The sequence below is a fragment of the Serratia sp. LTN-2 genome, from assembly GCF_059740205.1.
On record NZ_JCAXDO010000009.1, the window covers coordinates 23,752 to 40,128 of the forward strand.

A 16,377-nucleotide genomic window follows, 5' to 3' on the forward strand; every position below is an offset into this window, starting at 1 on the left:
GTTGCTGGTGGTCGGTCTGGTCGGCTCGCTGATCGTGCTGTGGCGCAAGAAACGCGCCAGCGGCCAGAACCCGGGGAAAGGGGCGTGACAGCAAAGCGCCCGCGCTGGCAATACGTCCTGATGATCGCGCTCGCCCTGCTGGCGTTGGCGACGCTGTTGGTGCCCTGCATGGTGCGCACCGAGAGCGAGCTGCGCATTCGCGCCAGCCAGCAGGGGCTGTCGCTGCCCGACGGATTTTATGTCTACCAGCGCCTCGATGAGCGCGGCATCCGCATCAAGAGCATCACGCCGGAAGGCGATGGCCTGGTCATTCGCCTGGATTCGCCGGAGCAGCAATTGCTGGCGCGCGAAGCGTTGCAAACCATCCTGCCGCCCGGTTACCACATCGCATTGAGCGAGTCTCCGGTGCCGTCGCATTGGGTGCGCGAATTTGCGCGTTCCCCACTCAATCTGGGATAATCCCCCTTCAGATGAAGGGGTTTCCTTTCGCTGCCGCTATCTTCATTTTCATTCGCACCGTTTAGCTCAAAAATCAGTCAGTCGACACCAGACCACGGCTGATTCTTTGGGGGCACGCCGGTTTCATGACTATGCTGAAGGGTAACTTCAGCCGGCGATGAACGCCCTCCTCTCGCGCTGCCGTCTTAGGCAGTCAGGAAAGCGGATGCCTGTGCAGGCATCCCATGAAAAGGAACTGAAAGATGAAATTACGCCATTCACTGTTACTGCTGCTGCCACTCTGCGCGCTGCCGGCACTCGCTTCGGCCGCAGAGGGCGGCTGCGCCGCCAAAGCGCAAAGCATCCAACAACAAATCGACTACGCCACCCAGCACGGCAACACCCACCGCGTGGACGGGCTGAAAAAGGCGCTGAGCGAAGTGCAGACCCACTGCACCGAAGCCGGCCTGCAGGCCGAACGCCAGAAAAATATCGCGGAGAAACAGCGCAAGGTTGACGAACGCCGGGAAGAACTGAAAGAAGCGCAGCAAACCGGCAAGCTGGACAAGGTCGCCAAGAAACAGCAAAAGCTGGCGGAAGCGCAGGCTGAGTTGAAACGCGCCCAGGCGGAATAATTTTTTTACACCAGCGGATTTATCGATGAGAGCCCCATCACGCGGGATTTCTTAAGCATATGAAAGTGATGTCTGGTGTTATCTGCTAGTCATCACCCCTTTGCTCCGGCGAAAAAATCCGCTATGTTAAAAGTCTGTCGAAATAAACGTTAAGGAATAATCACATGGCACATGATTCAAATGCAGAAAACTTACGCGCTGAACTGAAGTCCTTAGCCGATACGCTGGAGGAAGTGCTGAACTCCTCCACCGACAAGCCGAAAGCCGAGCTGGAGAAGCTGCGTTCGAAAGCGGAAGGCGCGCTGAAAGAGACCCGCGCTCGCCTGAGCGACGCCGGTGACAAGCTGGCTTCGCAAACCAAACAGATCGCCGGCCAAGCCGACGACTACGTGCGCGACAACCCGTGGACCGGCATCGGTATCGGCGCGGCGGTCGGCGTGGTGCTGGGCGTGCTGCTCGCGCGTCGCTAATCATGGCTGAACAACCGCAAGTGCGCGCGCAGGGCCCCGCCAAAGGGGTCCTGGATATCGGTCAGCGCATCATCACGATCCTGGTCGGCATGGTGGAAACCCGTGTCCGGCTGGCGGTCGTCGAGCTGGAAGAGGAGAAAGCCAACCTCATTCAGCTGCTGATCATGGCCGGTATGACGCTGCTGTTCACCGCCTTCGGTTTGATGAGCCTGCTGATCCTGATCTTCTGGGCCATCGATCCGGTCTACCGGCTGGTGGCGCTGGGTGCCACGACCGGCGTGTTGCTGTTCCTGGCCGTGGTCGGCACCATCTGGACGCTGGTCAAGGCCCGTCGCACCACGCTGCTGGGCGCCACGCGCAAGCAGCTGGAGCTGGACCGCGCCGAGCTGGAGCGCGAACCATGAGCCGCCGCCGCTACCTGGAATGGAAGAAAGAGAGGCTGATTCGGCAGATCCAGCAACAGCGTCTGGATCTGGCCGAACACAAGTCTCTGTGGCTGGAAAAGACCGAACGCATCGACCGCGGCTGGCAAACGGTGTTTGGCCTGCGCCGCTATCTGGTGCTCGGTTCCAGCATCATGGCGCTGTACGGCATCCGCCATCCCAGCAAGATGATCCGCTGGTCGCGCCGCGCTTTCGGCGCCTGGAGCGCTATCCGTCTGTTTAAGAAGACGTTCTCTACCAAGTAAGCCGCCGCGTTTTTCCTTCAAACCTCCTGTTGCTCTGCCCCCATTTTTCCCCCTGAAACAGCATGCCTAATCCCGGGGCCGGGCAACCTGCTGACCAACAGCAATTTATTAGCACGCTAAAGATTCAGATTTTTTGAAAAATTACGACAGTTTTACTTGCTAACAACCTGAGCACTTCCCGCTTAACATTCACTCCATCAATACGATACGGACCGGACAGGGTCAAAGACCCGCTACGCCGCCCGCTGATATGACTACCGCCGAACAGGCGCACAAAAACACTTTTGGAGTTGATGATGAAAAAATTAGAAGATACAGGTTTGCTGGTTGCTCGTATTCTGATGCCAATCCTGTTCATCGTGGCAGGCTACGGCAAAATGGGTGACGCCTACGCCGGTACCCAACAATACATGCAATCAATGGGCGTACCTGGCTTCTTGCTGCCGCTGACCATCCTGCTGGAATTTGGCGGCGGCCTGGCAATCCTGTTCGGTTTCCTGACCCGCACCGTGGCGCTGTTCACCGCCGGTTTCACCATCCTGACCGCGCTGCTGTTCCACACTGACTTTGCAGAAGGCGTAAACCAGCTGATGTTCATGAAAAACCTGACCATCGCCGGCGGCTTCATCGTGTTGGCAGTCGCAGGCCCAGGCGGCTTCAGCATCGACCGTATTCTGAACAAGAAATGGTAATCTAAACTGTCATTCAGGGCCCGGCATGCCGGGCCCTGTCGTTTTTCACTCGGACACCAAGGAGATTCCCATGGGACAACTCGTCGATGGCGTTTGGCAAGACATCTGGTATGACACGAAATCTACCGGCGGCCGTTTCAAACGTTCAACCGCTCAGTTTCGCAATTGGGTGACCGCCGACGGTCAGCCGGGCGAACACGGCGCGGGCGGCTTCCAGGCCGAAGCGGGCCGTTATCACCTGTACGTTTCTCTCGCCTGCCCCTGGGCGCACCGCACGCTGCTGATGCGCAAATTGAAAGGGCTGGAGCAGATCATTCCAGTTTCCGTGGTGCACCCGCTGATGCTGGAAAACGGCTGGACCTTTGGCCAGGATTTTCCTGAGACCACCGGCGATCCGCTGTATCACGCCGACTTCCTGTACCAGATCTACCTGCGGGCCGACCCGCACTACAGCGGGCGCGTGACCGTGCCGGTGCTGTGGGATAAACAGCAGCAAACCATCGTCAGTAACGAATCCGCCGACATCATTCGCATGTTCAACAGCGCGTTTGACGGCGTGGGCGCCCGCGCGGGCGATTACTACCCGGCCGAGCTGCGCGGCAAGATCGATGAGCTGAACGGTTGGATTTACGATCGGGTGAACAACGGCGTGTACAAGGCCGGTTTCGCCACCAGCCAGGAAGCGTATGACGAAGCGGTCCACGGGGTATTCAGCGCGCTGGAGCGCCTGGAGCAGATCCTGGGGCAGCACCGCTATCTGACCGGCGATCGGCTGACCGAGGCCGACCTGCGGCTGTGGACCACGCTGGTGCGTTTCGATCCGGTATACGTCACCCACTTCAAGTGCGACAAAAACCGCATCAGCGACTACCTGAACCTGTACGGTTTCCTGCGCGACATCTACCAGATGCCGGGCATCGCCGAGACGGTCAGCCTGCCGCACATTCGCAATCACTACTACCGCAGCCACGCCACCATCAACCCGTACGGCATCATTTCCATCGGGCCGGCGCAGGATCTGGACGAGCCGCACGGCCGCGACCAGCGCTTCGGTTAAGACGAAAAAAATCCCCTTGCCGCCCGGCAAGGGGATGTCATTCAACGAACGTTAACGCTGTGCGAACAGGCGCGGAATTTCGCGCAGGAACCAGGCTTTCGCCTCTCCCATGCTGTCGCGCCGCCAGGCCATGATGATGTCGGCTTCGCGGCTGTATTCCGGCCCCACCACCCGCAGCCGCCCGGCTTCGATATCTTTCTCCACCATCGGATACGGCATGGTCGCCACCCCCAACCCGGCCAGCAGCGCCAGACGCTTGTCTTCAATGGTGCTCACCGTCAGACGTTGTTGTTTATCCAGCAGCTGAACGGTCAACACCGGGCGCTCGCGGGCAGTATCCGCCACGGCGATGCCGCGGTACTTCACGCGGGTCACCTCGGACAACGGCTCCGGCTCCTGATGGATCGGGTGATCCGGCGCGGCGACATAGACGCTCATCACCTTGTACAGTTTGCGGGTGTTGATCTCCGAGGATGCGCGGAAATGCATATCCGGTGCGATCACGATGTCGGCGCGCCCCTGCTCCAGCCGCTCCCAGGCGCCCGCCAACACTTCGGTGAAAATCGACACCTGGGTATTGGCCTTCAGCGCCAGCTTGTCGACCAGCGGGAACAGCAGGCTCGGCGGTGATAACGCTTCGCTGACGATGGTCAGGTGGGTTTCCCAACCGCGCGCCAGCGCTTCGGCGTCAGTGGTCAGCTTGTCTGCCGCCTCCAGCAGCACCCGCCCGCGCTCCAGCAGCATGCGCCCCACGTTGGTGAACTTGGTGCGGTGGCCCGAACGGTCGAACAGCACCACGTCCAATTCTTCTTCCAATTTTTGCATGGTGTAGCTGAGCGCCGACGGCACCCGGCCCAATTCGTCGGCGGCCGCGGCGAAACTGCCACGCCGGTCGATCGCGTCCATCACTCTCAGCGCCTCAAGCGTGAGCGCCCGATCTCTGGCCATCACATCCCTCTGTCAGGAAATTTGAATATGCCGACCAGATTAACTGGCTAACAATCCGACGTCCAGATGCTTACCATTTGGATAATGAATTTAGAGAGCCGATTGCCATGATTACATGCAGAACAGCACAACAATGCGGGCAAGCTGACTTTGGTTGGCTGCAGGCTCGCTACACCTTTTCCTTTGGTCACTACTTCGATCCCAAACTGATGGGCTACGCCTCGCTGCGGGTACTGAATCAGGAGGTGCTGGCACCAGGCGCGTCGTTCCAGCCGCGCACCTATCCCAGCGTGGACATCCTGAACCTGATCCTGCAGGGCGAGGCGGAGTACCGCGACAGCGACGGTAACACGGTGCGTGCCAAAGCCGGCGAAGCGCTGCTGTTGGCCACCCAGCCGGGCCTGAGTTACAGCGAGCAGAACGTCAGCGGCGACACGCCGCTCACCCGTCTGCAGCTGTGGCTGGACGCCTGTCCGGAACGCAGCAACGAGCGGGTGCAGCGCCTGACGCTGCCGACGGCAGGCAACCTGCTGCTGGCCTCGCCGGACGGCGCGCAGGGCAGCCTGCAGCTGCGCCAGCAGGTCTGGATCCACCATCTCGATCTGCAAGCGGGTGAACAGCTGACGCTGGCGATTAACGGGCCGCGCGCTTATTTGCAGTCGATCCACGGCACCATCACCGCCAACGGCGAGCGCCACGAAGAACAGCGTCTGACCTGCGGCGACGGTGCCTTCGTGCGCGAGGAGAATCGCCTGACAATCCGCGCCGAGACGCCGCTGCGCGCGCTGCTGATCGACCTGCCGGTGTAAACCAAACCGGCCGGAAAACGAAAAACCCCGCGCAACTGACGTTGCGCGGGGTTTTCTTTTGTCGAGGGAGTTGACCGGTAAGCCGGGTTCTGTCGTGGACAGTCATTCCTCTAGGCCAGCAATCGCTCACTGGCTCAAGCAGCCTACCCGGGTTCAGTACGGGCCGTACCATGTGAACCCCTATTTGGCCTTGCTCCGGGTGGAGTTTACCGTGCCACGAACTGTTGCCAGCCGCGCGGTGCGCTCTTACCGCACCCTTTCACCCTTACCTGATCCCGCTTACGCGGGCCATCGGCGGTTTGCTCTCTGTTGCACTAGTCGTAGGCTTGCGCCTCCCAGGCGTTACCTGGCACCCTGCCCTATGGAGCCCGGACTTTCCTCCCCTCCATCTGTCTCCCCGAAGAGGACGGCAATGAAGCGGCGACTGTCTGGTCAACTCCGGCGCGGATAGTAGCGTCGCGACGGCGGCAGGTCAACCGCTTTACGGCTGTTGTTGCTCCAGCGCGTGCTTATACAGCGCATTTTTCTTCACGCCGTGGATTTCCGCCGCCAGCGCCGCCGCCTTTTTCAGCGGCAGCTCTTTTTGCAGCAGCGCCAGCGTGCGCAGCGCCTCGAGCGGCAACGCATCCTCCTGCGCCTTGTGGCCTTCGACGATCAGCACCATTTCGCCACGGCGGCGCACTTCATCTTCCTGCACCCACGCCAGCAGTTCGCCCACCGGCGCGCCGTGGATGGATTCCCAGGTTTTGGTGAGCTCGCGCGCCAGCACCACATAGCGCTGCGGGCCCCAGACGGTGACCATGTCCTGCAGGCTTTCCAGCAGACGATGGGTGGACTCATAGAAAATCAGCGTGCGCGGCTCCTCCGCCAGCGCCATCAGCGTATCCTTGCGCCCCTTGGTTTTCGCCGGCAGGAAGCCTTCGTAGCAAAAACGGTCGGAAGCGACGCCCGCAGCGCACAGCGCAGTCGTGGCGGCGCAGGCGCCCGGCAGCGGCACCACGCGAATGCCGGCCTCGCGGCAACGGCGTACCAGGTGATAACCGGGATCGTTGATCAATGGCGTGCCGGCGTCGGACACCAGCGCGATGCTCTGGCCTTCCTGCAGTTTCGCCAGCAGTTGATCGGCCTTTTGCTGTTCGTTGTGATCGTGCAGCGCGAACAGGCGCGCGTTGATCGCGAAGTGTTGCAACAGCAATCCGGTATGGCGCGTATCTTCCGCCGCGATCAGATCAACGCTTTTCAGTACCTCTAACGCACGGTGGGTAATATCGCCCAGATTGCCGATTGGAGTGGGCACCACATACAGCGTTGATGCAGAAATGACTGATTGTTGGTGTTGATTCATTGTTTCATCCGGGTTGCCGATTTAATATTGAGCATCTTGAAAAAAACATCACTGGATACAGTATGCTTTCCTCAACATTCGTTCGTACCAAAGCAGGGCGTTCCAAGCCTGTCCGACTGACCGCAGTCATCGCCGCCGCCCTTTTCCTGGCGGGCTGTCCAAGTCGGGCCCCGCAAACGCCGCCCGCCAATATACAGGACGAAGCGAGCGCCAGCTCCGATTACTACCTGCAGCAGTTGCAGCAAAGCAGCGATGATAACAAGGCTGACTGGCAATTACTTGCTATTCGCGCCTTGCTGCGTGAAGGAAAACTGCCGCAGGCCGGCGACCAGTTGAATCAACTGCCGAAAAACCTCAGCGGCGCGCAGCAGACCGAACGCCAATTGCTGACCGCCGAACTGCAGATCGCCAACAAGAGCTACGTCAGCGCCCGCAGCACGCTGGGCCACCTAGACAGCGGTTCGCTGTCGCCGAATCAGAAGGTGCGTTACTACCAGGCGCAGATCGCCGCCAATCAGGGCAAAGCGTCGCTGCCGCTGATCCGCGCCTATATCGCGCAGGAGCCGCTGCTGACCGGTAAACCGCACCAGGAAAACCTGGATCAAACCTGGCAGGCGCTGCTGCAGCTGACGCCGCAGGAGATGAACAGCCTGGTGATCAACGCCGATGAAAACGTGCTGCAAGGCTGGTTGGATCTGCTGCGCGTCTATCAGGACAACAAGCAGGATCCCGATCTGCTGAAGGCCGGCATCAAAGATTGGCAGAACCGTTATCCGAAAAACCCGGCGGCCAAAACGCTGCCGGCTCGCCTGAACCAGGTGCTGAACTTCACCCAGGCCTCTACCTCGAAAATCGCCCTGCTGCTGCCGTTGAACGGCCAGGCGAAGGTGTTCGCCGACGCTATCCAGCAAGGCTTCGAAGCGGCGAAAAACGGCGGTTCCATGCCGGCGCCGCAGCCTCAAGCCGCGCAACCGGCTGTCACAGCGGCACAAACGGCGCCGGCCGACCAGGCCGCTGCGGGTGACATCAACGCCAACGGCGCGGTCAGCCCTTCAGCGCAAGAGAGCCAACCTGCCGTGACCGCCGCGCAACCCGCCGCACCGTCCAGCGCGCCGGTAACGCCGCTGCAGGCCGCCAATGCGCAGGTCAAAGTGTACGACACTACCAGCCAGCCGCTGGCCGCCTTGCTGAGCCAGGCGCAGCAGGATGGCGCCACTCTGGTGGTCGGGCCGCTGCTGAAAGAGAACGTCGACCAGCTGTCCGCCAGCACCACCACGCTGAACGTGCTGGCGCTCAACCAGCCGGAAACGCCGAAGGACAACCTGAACATCTGTTACTTCGCCCTGTCGCCAGAAGATGAAGCGCGCGACGCCGCCCGCCACATCTGGGAACAACAGAAGCGCCAGCCGTTGCTGCTGGTGCCGCGCGGCGCCTTCGGCGATCGCGTCGCCAAGGCCTTTAACCAGGAATGGCAGAAACAGGGTGGTCAAACCGTGCTGCGTCAGGACATCGGCTCCGCCGGTGAACTGCGCCAGATGGTGAACAGCGGCGGCATTCGCATGACCGGCACGCCGATGTCGAGCGCCCCGGCGCCGCAGAGCGTCACCATCGCCGGGCTGACCATTCCGGCGCCGCCGAGCGACGTGCCCGCCGCCACCGGCGGCAGCGTCGACGCGGTATATATCGTCGCCACCCAGTCCCAGCTGACGCTGATCAAACCGATGATCGACATGGCCACCAGCTCGCGCGGCAAACCGGCGATGTACGCCAGCTCGCGCAGCTACCAGGCCGGCGCCGGCCCGGACTTCCGTCTGGAAATGGAAGGCCTGCAGTTCAGCGATATTCCGCTGTTGGCCGGCTCAAACCCTCAGCTGCTGCAGCAGGCCAGCGCGCGTTTCCGCAACGATTACTCGCTGGTGCGCCTGTATGCGATGGGGATGGATGCCTGGACATTGGCCAACCATTTTGCTGAAATGCGCCAGCTGCCGGGCTTCCAGGTTTCCGGCACCACCGGTACGCTGAGCGCGTCGCCGAACTGCGTGATCAACCGCAAACTGCCTTGGCTGCAATACCGTCAGGGTACGGTCGTCCCGGTCTCTTGAACCCACGCGCCTCAGGGGCGGGCTATGAGTTACTGGCCCGCCGTCATCTGGAACACGCCGGGCTCACCTTCTGCGCCGCCAACGTCGCGGTGCGCGGCGGTGAGCTCGACCTCATCATGCGCGACGGCGCCACCTGGGTGTTCGTCGAAGTGCGCTACCGCCGCAACGACGCTTTCGGCGGCGCGGCCGCCAGCGTCACCTCTCGCAAACAGCAGCGGTTGCTGCACGCCGCCGCCGTCTGGCTGGCGGGACGCGGAGCCAGTTTTGACACATCATCTTGCCGTTTTGATGTTTTGGCCATTACCGGTAGCCAGTTAGAATGGATACCCAACGCCTTCAATGCGGATTAATCGGGGTTTTGCGGCGCAGACCGGCCCTTTGACTTAGTGGATTAATACAACGTGCTGGATAGAATTAAAGTCTGTTTTACCGAAAGCATCCAAACCCAGATCGCGGCGGCGGAAGCGTTGCCTGACGCCATTTCCCGCGCGGCGATGACGCTGGTTCAATCCTTACTCAACGGCAACAAAATCCTGTGCTGCGGCAACGGCACCTCGGCGGCCAACGCGCAGCACTTCGCCGCCAGCATGATCAACCGTTTTGAAACCGAGCGCCCCAGCCTGCCGGCCATCGCCCTCAATGCCGACAACGTGGTGCTGACGGCGATCAGCAACGATCGGCTGCACGACGAAGTGTACGCCAAACAGGTGCGCGCGCTCGGGCACACCGGCGACGTGCTGCTGGCGATTTCCACCCGCGGCAACAGCCGTGATATTGTGAAAGCGGTCGAAGCGGCCGTCACGCGCGACATGACCATCGTCGCGCTCACCGGCTACGACGGCGGCGAACTGGCCGGGTTGCTCGGCCAACAGGATGTCGAGATCCGCATCCCGTCGCACCGCAGTTCGCGCATTCAGGAAATGCATATGCTTACCGTAAACTGCCTGTGCGACCTGATAGACAATACGTTATTCCCCCACCAGGACGATTAAGGAACTGAGATGAAGCTAAAAGCCACATTTGCAGTGCTGTCCAGCGCCCTGCTGTTGCAAGGCTGTATCGCCGGCGTCGTCGTCGGCAGTGCGGCCGTCGCCACCAAAACCGCCACCGACCCGCGCAGCGTAGGGACTCAGGTAGATGACGGCACGCTGGAAGCCAGGGTCGAGAGCGCCCTGAGCAAAGACCAGCAGTTGAAGAAAGAAGCCCGGGTGGTCGCCACCGCCTATCAGGGCAAGGTGCTGTTGACCGGTCAGTCGCCTAACGCCGACCTCACCGCGCGCGCCAAGCAGATCGCCATGGGCGTGGAAGGCACCACCGAAGTGTATAACGAAATCCGCCAGGGCACGCCGGTCAGCCTGAGCACCGCCTCCTCCGACACCTGGATCACCACCAAGGTGCGTTCGCAGCTGTTGACCAGCGATACGGTGAAATCGTCCAACGTGAAGGTCACCACCGAAAACGGCGAAGTGTTCTTGCTGGGCCTGGTCACGCAGCAGGAAGGGCAATCGGCGGCGCAGATCGCCAGCCAGGTCAGCGGCGTGAAGCACGTCACTACCGCCTTTACCTATGTGAAGTAATCCTCTCTGCGGGAGCGGCGCTACGCCGTTCCCGCTCGCTTAATCCAGCTTGTTCTCGCGTAAAAACGTTTCCCCGCCCAACTGCCGCATCTGGCGCATGATCCACTGTTGACGCTGCACCACATAGCCGGACGGCGCATCGGCCCTGAAACGGTGCGGATTCGGCAATACCGCCGCCAGCAGCGCCGCTTCGGCCGCGGTCAGGCGCTTGGCCGGCTTATGGAAAAAGCGTTGTGAAGCCTCCTCCACGCCGAACACCCCATCGCCGAACTCTACGATGTTCAGATACACCGTCAGAATGCGCCGCTTGGTCCACACCAGCTCGATGCCCGACGTCAGCCCGGCCTCCAGCCCTTTGCGCAGCCAGCTGCGGCCATCCCACAGAAACAGATTCTTGGCGGTTTGCTGCGACAGCGTGGACGCGCCGCGGATGCGCGTCGGGCGTTTCTCGTTGTGGCTGAGCGCCTTTTCAATGGCCGCCACGTCGAAGCCCCAATGATCGGGAAACTTCTGATCCTCCGCCGCCATCACCGCCAGCGCCATCTGCGGCGAGATATCGTCCATCGACACCCAGTCAGAATGAGCGACGTAGCCGAAGTCGCCGCTCAACCAGGCGCTGACTTGCCGCTCCACCATCACGGCGGAAAACGGCACCGGCAGGAAAGCAAAGGCCACAATGCCCAGCACCCACAGGCCGATAATCGCGATGACGCCGCGCTTCAGCCAATACCAAGGGCGCAGCCGCCGCCATCCGCCGAGCGATTTTCTCATTCAGCCAGTTCCAGCACCCGCGCCACCAGTTTGTCGATGCCGAGGGCCGCCTGCGCGATCGACGGCGCCAGCATATAGGCCGGCGTGGTCACGATCTTATGTTCGCGGTCCACCACGATGTCGTCCACCGGGCAAATCACCGGCTCTCCGCCCATGGCGTCAATCACTTCCCCCAGGTCGGGATCGTTGCCAATGGTCAGCCGCGCTTGTTGATCCAGCAGCTTCGGCAACAGCGCCGGCGCGATGCACATCAGGCCAATTGGTTTGTTGGCCTTATGCATCTCGCGCGTCAGGCGCGCCAAATCTTCATCGACCCAACATTCCGCGCCGGCTTCGGCGAAATTGCTGAGATTCTTGGCGGCGCCGAAGCCGCCGGGCACGATCAGCGCATCCAGCTGCGCGGCTTCCGCCAGCGCCAGCGGCTGCACAGCGCCGCGGGCGATGCGCGCCGATTCAATCAGGACATTGCGCGACTCCGCCATCTCATCACCGGATAAGTGATTGATAACATGGCGTTGAGGTTTATCCGGCGCAAAGCACACCGCCTGGGCGCCGGCGCGGTCCAACGCCAGCAGCGTCAACACCGCTTCATGGATCTCTGTACCGTCATAAACGCCGCTGCCGCTGAGGACGACACCCACCTTTTTCATCACTCTTACTCCTGTCGCTGCTGTCAACTGGTTCGTGCTCGGAGTTGACAAACACTAATCTACATCACACATTTTAATGAATCTTCTAACAAGAGCGCTTACATTTGCTATGTTGTTGGCTGTATGATGTTTAGGAATTCGCTACAACCTGCTCGACCAGAACACTGAAACCAATACGCAGGTTCACAATTTCCCTGGTGTTGGCGCAATATTCGCGCACCCCGGCTTAGGTCGGGGTCATTTTTTTTCAGCGTTCTCAACCCAAGCCCGCAGCACCTGCACATCGTTGCGCCACTCTTGTTTCAACTCATCCACCCAATCCTGCACGTTATCCCACCAGGCCGGCAGCGTAGGCGTTTGAATTTGTTGTGCCAGCTGCTGCAGGTGGCGCAGACCGACCGAACCGGCGGCGCCCTTGATCTTGTGCCCTTCCTCGGTGATGCCTTTCTGATCGCGCGCCGTCATGTTGGAATCCAGCACCGCCAGATAGCCCGGCATCATCTGTTCGAACATCTCCAGGCTTTGGTGGATCAACTGCGGGCCAACCAGGTCCATGTACTGCTCCAGCATCGCGGTATCGAGTAACGACTCATTAATCTGCATCGCCTTATGCTCCGTTTTCTTAGAAGTGTGAGAAGGTTGATGATCCCAATAGTGTTTGATGACCTGGGTCAGCGCCGGCACCGACAACGGCTTGCTCAGCACATCGTCCATGCCCGCCTCGAGATACTCTTTTTTGTCTTTCAGCACGTTGGCGGTCAGGGCCACCAGCGGCGGCAGCGCCTGCCCGGCATAGCGCTCACGCAGCGCCCGGGCGATATCCAGCCCGGTCATGTCCGGCAGTTGGATGTCCAGCAGCACCAGATCGAACTCGTCCGGATCGAACATCGCCAGCGCGTCGTGGCCGTTCATCGCCACCTCGACGCTGTTGCCCAGCTTCTCCAGCACCGAGCGCGCCACGATCACGTTCAGTTCGATATCCTCCACCAGCAGGATGTGCAGCGCCGGCAACGGCAGCTCCTCTTCCTCCGGCACCGCGCTGACGGCTTCCTGCACCGCCGGCGCCTTGATGGTCAGGGTGAAGCAAGAGCCGTGCCCCTGTTCGCTGCGCACGGTGATGTCGCCGCCCATGCTCTGCGCCAGCCGCTTGGAGACCGCCAGCCCGATGCCGGTGCCGGTGGCCGGGCGGCCACCGCGCTGATCTTTCACCTGATAATACATGGCGAAGATCTTGTCCTGCTCATCCTGCGGGATGCCCATGCCCGAGTCTTCCACCTCGAACACCAGCTTCTCCGGCGCCTCGCGCCGCACGCGCACCACGATTTTGCCCTGCTGGGTAAATTTCACCGCGTTGCCGATCAGGTTCCACAGGATCTGCCGCAGGCGGGTGCCGTCGGTCACGATCTGCTGCGGCAGCGGCGTCTGCGGCTCCATGACGAACTGCAGCCCTTTCGGCTGCGCCAGCAGGCCCGAGAGGTTCTCCAAATCCGCCAGGAAGCCGGTGAAGTCCACCGGTTGGTTGTCGAGCTGCACCTTGCGCCGCTCGAGCTTATCCATTTCGATAATGTCGTTGAAGATGTTGCCGAGGGTGATGGCGCTGACGTGAATGGTCTTCAGGTATTTCAGCTGCTCATCGTTCAGCTCGGTATCGAGCAGGATGCGGCTCAGGCCGACGATGCCGTTAAGCGGCGTACGCAGCTCGTGGCTGATCGTTGAGATAAAGGTGGTCTTCTCCCTGCTGGCATTCTCCAGCGCGTCCTGGTAGCGCTTACGCTCGGTAATATCGCGGCCGAAGCCCATCAGGCCGTGGCGTTTGCCCACCCGGTCGTAAAACGGCACCTTGCGCAGCTCGAAACAGGCCTTGCGGCCATCGGGATACACTAACCACTGTTCGTAGGTCAGCGAGACGTTGTGGCGGAACACCTTCTCGTCGGTTTCGATCACCTTTTCGGCGATCTCCTGGCCGTAGACGTCGAACGGCGTCAGGCCGATCAACTGCTTCTCGCTCTTGCCGGTCAGCAGCTCCATCGCGCGGTTGCAACCGGAAAATTCTTTGTCTTCGTTGCGGTAATAAACCAGATCCGGCGAGGCATCGAGGAAGGAACGCAACAGCGCCGATTGCTGGCCCAGCTCAATCTGCGCCAGTTCGCGCTGTTCCATCTCTTCCGTCAGCTTTTCCATCACCTGCAGGCGCTCTTCTTCCGCCTTGATACGGTCGGCGATCTCCTGGTTCAGCTGGCTGATATTGTCTTTAAGCTGCTGGTTGAGCTCCAGATCGCGGTGGCGCATCTCCTCCAGCTTGTCCACCAACCGCGCCAGCCGTTGGCGCGACTCCTCCAGCTGCTCCACCACCACAGAGAGGAAATAGACCGCCCACGGGGTGATCAGCAGGCCGAAGAAGATCGAACGCACCACGTCGATGCTTTCCACTTCGCCGCGCAGCAGCATGGTCACCGCCATCTGCACCACCATCGCCAGCACCACCAGCGCCGAGGCCAGCAGCAGCGAGAAGCGCACCAACCCCAGTTTTACCATTAAATCGACGTAGTACTGGGCCAACACCCGGATTTGCTTCATAGCGGCTCCCATCAGACACAATCTTTTGAATCATACCGTAAAACAGCGGTGAGATAAGGCGACAAACGCCGAAGTGTGGCAAAGATTGCACTTCAGAGCGGCATGCCAGGGCGGTAGCGCCGCTTTTCATCCAGCGCGCTGCCCTGCCCGCCGTGCCGTTGCAGATAAGCGCCGACCGCCTGCATGCCGCTCCAGCGGTTTTCGCACCACAGCGGCGCCAGCAGCGTAGGCCGGCGGGCGCTGGCGGAAAGGCGGTGGTACACCACGTCCCCCGGCGTATGGCGGATCATCTCCCCGGCGCTGGCGGCATAATTCTCCAGCGCCAGTTCGGACAAACGCCCGGCCTGCCAAGCCCGCGCCAGGGTGCTGCCGGTGACGACGTGCAGCGGGTGGAGCTTGATGCCGTCGACACCGGTCTGCGTCACCTGCTGCAGCGTGAGCAGATGATCGCGCTGGGTTTCTCCCGGCAGCCCGACGATCAGATGGCAGCACACCTTCAGACCGCGCTGTCGAGCCAGCCGTGCGGTCTGCTGATAGCAGCGGAAATCATGGCCGCGGTTGATGCGCTTTAGCGTTTTATCGTGCGCCGTCTGCAGCCCCAGTTCCAGCCACACTTCATAGCCTTGTTCGCGGTAGCCCGCCAGCAGGTCCAACGCGGCGGGCGGCACGCAGTCCGGCCGGGTGCCGACGCACAGGCCGACCATGTCGCTCTGCGCCAGCGCCTGCCGATACATCGACGCCAGCAGTTCGACCTCCGCATAGGTGCTGGTATAGGCCTGGAAATAGGCCAGATAGCGCCGCGCCCGGTCGACCCGCACGGCCTGCCGCGCCAGCTGTTCGGCGATGCTCTGCTGCTGCATCGTTTCATCGGCGAACGACGCGACGTTGCAAAATGTACAGCCACCGCGTCCCAGCGTGCCGTCGCGGTTTGGGCAGCTGAATCCGCCGTGTAGCGTGAGTTTATGGATCTTTTCGCCATAGCGGCGCTGGAGATCCGCGCCAAACATATTGACTAATTGCGGCAACTGCATAATCTTGGTGATTCTCTGTGTTCAAAGCCGCGATGCTAATAAGAAACGGTTTTTCCCGCGATGACAGAGATCAACGCTTTCCCCGCAAGGCGCCATCACGCATAACCATTCATCATAAACGCAAATAAATTCACTATAATTCTGATGAATTATTCTAATCGTCACGCAACCGTTAACGGCAATATGACAATGCGGTGAAAAATAGTCATAAACATCAACAAAGCAATATCTTATAGAATAAAACTCTGTCATTAACCCCCGCACTAGCATGGTGCAGAGATTAAGGGGTTGCACTATAGTGAGACAGCTCACACTTCTGCGGGGATCCGTGTTGCCCCACGATAGTGCAAAAATGCATTAAAATACTTATTTTTCAAATAAATAAACATCATCAATTCGATAAGAATCTATCTTAAGCCCACATTTGACCTGCGAATTCTTTCTCGCTAAGTTGGAAGTCCGCTGGAAGCTTTCTGGACGGGCAAACGTCTCGTCATATTTATGCAGTAATTGAAGACTCCCTCTTAAAACAAGTCCTATACCACTTGTGAGACCGTCACGAGAGGCCATTGATGGAGGGCGGAAAA

General features: G+C 60.4%; 18 protein-coding genes, 1 other RNA gene and 1 pseudogene. 13 read left to right on the forward strand and 7 right to left on the reverse strand.

The annotated features are described in order from the left end of the window. From AC6BYQ_RS17275 to AC6BYQ_RS17310, 8 genes and pseudogenes are all read left to right on the forward strand, one after another. Positions 1-88 (forward strand): annotated as a pseudogene (locus AC6BYQ_RS17275) (DedA family protein); the annotation flags it as partial. Next, complete coding sequence (gene mzrA, locus AC6BYQ_RS17280) at positions 85-459, forward strand: EnvZ/OmpR regulon moderator MzrA (RefSeq protein WP_004937130.1); 375 nt, start codon at positions 85-87, stop codon at positions 457-459. The pseudogene AC6BYQ_RS17275 and the gene mzrA, both read left to right, overlap by 4 nt. 242 nt (positions 460-701) lie before the next feature. Beyond that, a complete protein-coding gene (locus AC6BYQ_RS17285) occupies positions 702-1,073 on the forward strand; it encodes a DUF1090 domain-containing protein (RefSeq protein ID WP_019453111.1) in 372 nt (123 codons plus the stop codon). Positions 1,074-1,237: 164 nt separating this feature from the next. Further along, positions 1,238-1,543: an ElaB/YgaM/YqjD family protein gene (locus tag AC6BYQ_RS17290; protein ID WP_004937125.1), complete on the forward strand. Its 306-nt coding sequence runs from the start codon at positions 1,238-1,240 to the stop codon at positions 1,541-1,543. Positions 1,544-1,545: 2 nt separating this feature from the next. Further along, the gene (locus tag AC6BYQ_RS17295; RefSeq protein WP_015379160.1) at positions 1,546-1,947 is read left to right on the forward strand and encodes a phage holin family protein; all 402 of its coding nucleotides are present in this window, start codon (positions 1,546-1,548) and stop codon (positions 1,945-1,947) included. Then, on the forward strand, positions 1,944-2,231 hold the full coding sequence (locus tag AC6BYQ_RS17300) for a YqjK-like family protein (protein ID WP_019453112.1): 288 nt from the start codon (positions 1,944-1,946) through the stop codon (positions 2,229-2,231). Before AC6BYQ_RS17295 ends, AC6BYQ_RS17300 begins: the two co-directional genes overlap by 4 nt. A gap of 296 nt (positions 2,232-2,527) precedes the next feature. After that, a complete protein-coding gene (locus AC6BYQ_RS17305) occupies positions 2,528-2,923 on the forward strand; it encodes a DoxX family protein (RefSeq protein WP_025160115.1) in 396 nt (131 codons plus the stop codon). A 70-nt stretch (positions 2,924-2,993) separates the two neighbouring features. After that, on the forward strand, positions 2,994-3,980 hold the full coding sequence (locus AC6BYQ_RS17310) for a glutathione S-transferase family protein (protein WP_498057262.1): 987 nt from the start codon (positions 2,994-2,996) through the stop codon (positions 3,978-3,980). Between the two features lie 51 nt (positions 3,981-4,031). Here AC6BYQ_RS17310 and AC6BYQ_RS17315 read toward each other — a convergent pair whose 3' ends face one another. Next, complete coding sequence (locus tag AC6BYQ_RS17315) at positions 4,032-4,928, reverse strand: LysR family transcriptional regulator (RefSeq protein WP_004937113.1); 897 nt, start codon at positions 4,926-4,928, stop codon at positions 4,032-4,034. Positions 4,929-5,035: 107 nt separating this feature from the next. Between AC6BYQ_RS17315 and AC6BYQ_RS17320 the strand changes: the two genes are divergently transcribed. Beyond that, positions 5,036-5,737, forward strand: coding sequence for a pirin family protein (locus tag AC6BYQ_RS17320; protein WP_198636880.1), 702 nt, complete (start codon positions 5,036-5,038; stop codon positions 5,735-5,737). A 62-nt stretch (positions 5,738-5,799) separates the two neighbouring features. Here the strand turns inward: AC6BYQ_RS17320 and rnpB are convergent. Then, positions 5,800-6,177: RNase P RNA component class A (rnpB, locus tag AC6BYQ_RS17325), an RNA gene on the reverse strand. A gap of 41 nt (positions 6,178-6,218) precedes the next feature. Next, positions 6,219-7,082, reverse strand: coding sequence for a 16S rRNA (cytidine(1402)-2'-O)-methyltransferase (rsmI, locus tag AC6BYQ_RS17330; protein WP_004937108.1), 864 nt, complete (start codon positions 7,080-7,082; stop codon positions 6,219-6,221). Positions 7,083-7,144: 62 nt separating this feature from the next. Here rsmI and AC6BYQ_RS17335 point away from each other — a divergent pair, with 62 nt between their 5' ends. The 4 genes from AC6BYQ_RS17335 to dolP are packed head-to-tail and all read left to right on the forward strand — an operon-like array spanning position 7,145 to position 10,761. Continuing rightward, positions 7,145-9,184: a penicillin-binding protein activator gene (locus AC6BYQ_RS17335; RefSeq protein ID WP_498057263.1), complete on the forward strand. Its 2,040-nt coding sequence runs from the start codon at positions 7,145-7,147 to the stop codon at positions 9,182-9,184. Next, positions 9,181-9,534 (forward strand): YraN family protein, encoded by a 354-nt coding sequence (locus AC6BYQ_RS17340; protein ID WP_019453117.1) that lies wholly within the window; start codon positions 9,181-9,183, stop codon positions 9,532-9,534. Before AC6BYQ_RS17335 ends, AC6BYQ_RS17340 begins: the two co-directional genes overlap by 4 nt. A gap of 51 nt (positions 9,535-9,585) precedes the next feature. After that, positions 9,586-10,176: a DnaA initiator-associating protein DiaA gene (diaA, locus tag AC6BYQ_RS17345; RefSeq protein ID WP_004937103.1), complete on the forward strand. Its 591-nt coding sequence runs from the start codon at positions 9,586-9,588 to the stop codon at positions 10,174-10,176. Positions 10,177-10,185: 9 nt separating this feature from the next. Beyond that, positions 10,186-10,761, forward strand: a complete 576-nt coding sequence (gene dolP / locus AC6BYQ_RS17350; protein ID WP_021505102.1) for a division/outer membrane stress-associated lipid-binding lipoprotein — start codon at positions 10,186-10,188, stop codon at positions 10,759-10,761. A gap of 39 nt (positions 10,762-10,800) precedes the next feature. On the opposite strand, the gene mtgA is transcribed toward dolP, so the two are convergent. From mtgA to mnmL, 4 genes are all read right to left on the reverse strand, one after another. Next, positions 10,801-11,532, reverse strand: coding sequence for a monofunctional biosynthetic peptidoglycan transglycosylase (gene mtgA / locus AC6BYQ_RS17355; protein WP_019453119.1), 732 nt, complete (start codon positions 11,530-11,532; stop codon positions 10,801-10,803). After that, positions 11,529-12,182: an isoprenoid biosynthesis glyoxalase ElbB gene (elbB, locus tag AC6BYQ_RS17360; protein WP_019453120.1), complete on the reverse strand. Its 654-nt coding sequence runs from the start codon at positions 12,180-12,182 to the stop codon at positions 11,529-11,531. Before elbB ends, mtgA begins: the two co-directional genes overlap by 4 nt. Positions 12,183-12,419: 237 nt before the next feature. Further along, entirely contained in the window at positions 12,420-14,759 is a 2,340-nt protein-coding gene (arcB, locus tag AC6BYQ_RS17365) for an aerobic respiration two-component sensor histidine kinase ArcB (protein WP_498057264.1), read from the reverse strand. A gap of 92 nt (positions 14,760-14,851) precedes the next feature. Beyond that, the gene (mnmL, locus tag AC6BYQ_RS17370) at positions 14,852-15,790 is read right to left on the reverse strand and encodes a tRNA modification radical SAM protein MnmL/YtqA (RefSeq protein ID WP_498057265.1); all 939 of its coding nucleotides are present in this window, start codon (positions 15,788-15,790) and stop codon (positions 14,852-14,854) included. Positions 15,791-16,377 lie beyond the last annotated feature (587 nt).

Excerpts from the sequence above, each read along its gene's own strand:
- AC6BYQ_RS17335 (WP_498057263.1), top strand. The coding sequence starts at position 7,145 with ATGCTTTCCTCAACATTCGTTCGTACCAAAGCAGGGCGTTCCAAGCCT.
- AC6BYQ_RS17285 (WP_019453111.1), top strand. The coding sequence starts at position 702 with ATGAAATTACGCCATTCACTGTTACTGCTGCTGCCACTCTGCGCGCTG.
- AC6BYQ_RS17320 (WP_198636880.1), top strand. The coding sequence starts at position 5,036 with ATGATTACATGCAGAACAGCACAACAATGCGGGCAAGCTGACTTTGGT.
- AC6BYQ_RS17295 (WP_015379160.1), top strand. The coding sequence starts at position 1,546 with ATGGCTGAACAACCGCAAGTGCGCGCGCAGGGCCCCGCCAAAGGGGTC.
- AC6BYQ_RS17305 (WP_025160115.1), top strand. The coding sequence starts at position 2,528 with ATGAAAAAATTAGAAGATACAGGTTTGCTGGTTGCTCGTATTCTGATG.
- rsmI (WP_004937108.1), bottom strand. The coding sequence starts at position 7,082 with ATGAATCAACACCAACAATCAGTCATTTCTGCATCAACGCTGTATGTG.
- mnmL (WP_498057265.1), bottom strand. The coding sequence starts at position 15,790 with ATGCAGTTGCCGCAATTAGTCAATATGTTTGGCGCGGATCTCCAGCGC.
- mtgA (WP_019453119.1), bottom strand. The coding sequence starts at position 11,532 with ATGAGAAAATCGCTCGGCGGATGGCGGCGGCTGCGCCCTTGGTATTGG.
- dolP (WP_021505102.1), top strand. The coding sequence starts at position 10,186 with ATGAAGCTAAAAGCCACATTTGCAGTGCTGTCCAGCGCCCTGCTGTTG.
- AC6BYQ_RS17290 (WP_004937125.1), top strand. The coding sequence starts at position 1,238 with ATGGCACATGATTCAAATGCAGAAAACTTACGCGCTGAACTGAAGTCC.
- elbB (WP_019453120.1), bottom strand. The coding sequence starts at position 12,182 with ATGAAAAAGGTGGGTGTCGTCCTCAGCGGCAGCGGCGTTTATGACGGT.
- AC6BYQ_RS17315 (WP_004937113.1), bottom strand. The coding sequence starts at position 4,928 with ATGGCCAGAGATCGGGCGCTCACGCTTGAGGCGCTGAGAGTGATGGAC.
- arcB (WP_498057264.1), bottom strand. The coding sequence starts at position 14,759 with ATGAAGCAAATCCGGGTGTTGGCCCAGTACTACGTCGATTTAATGGTA.
- AC6BYQ_RS17310 (WP_498057262.1), top strand. The coding sequence starts at position 2,994 with ATGGGACAACTCGTCGATGGCGTTTGGCAAGACATCTGGTATGACACG.
- AC6BYQ_RS17300 (WP_019453112.1), top strand. The coding sequence starts at position 1,944 with ATGAGCCGCCGCCGCTACCTGGAATGGAAGAAAGAGAGGCTGATTCGG.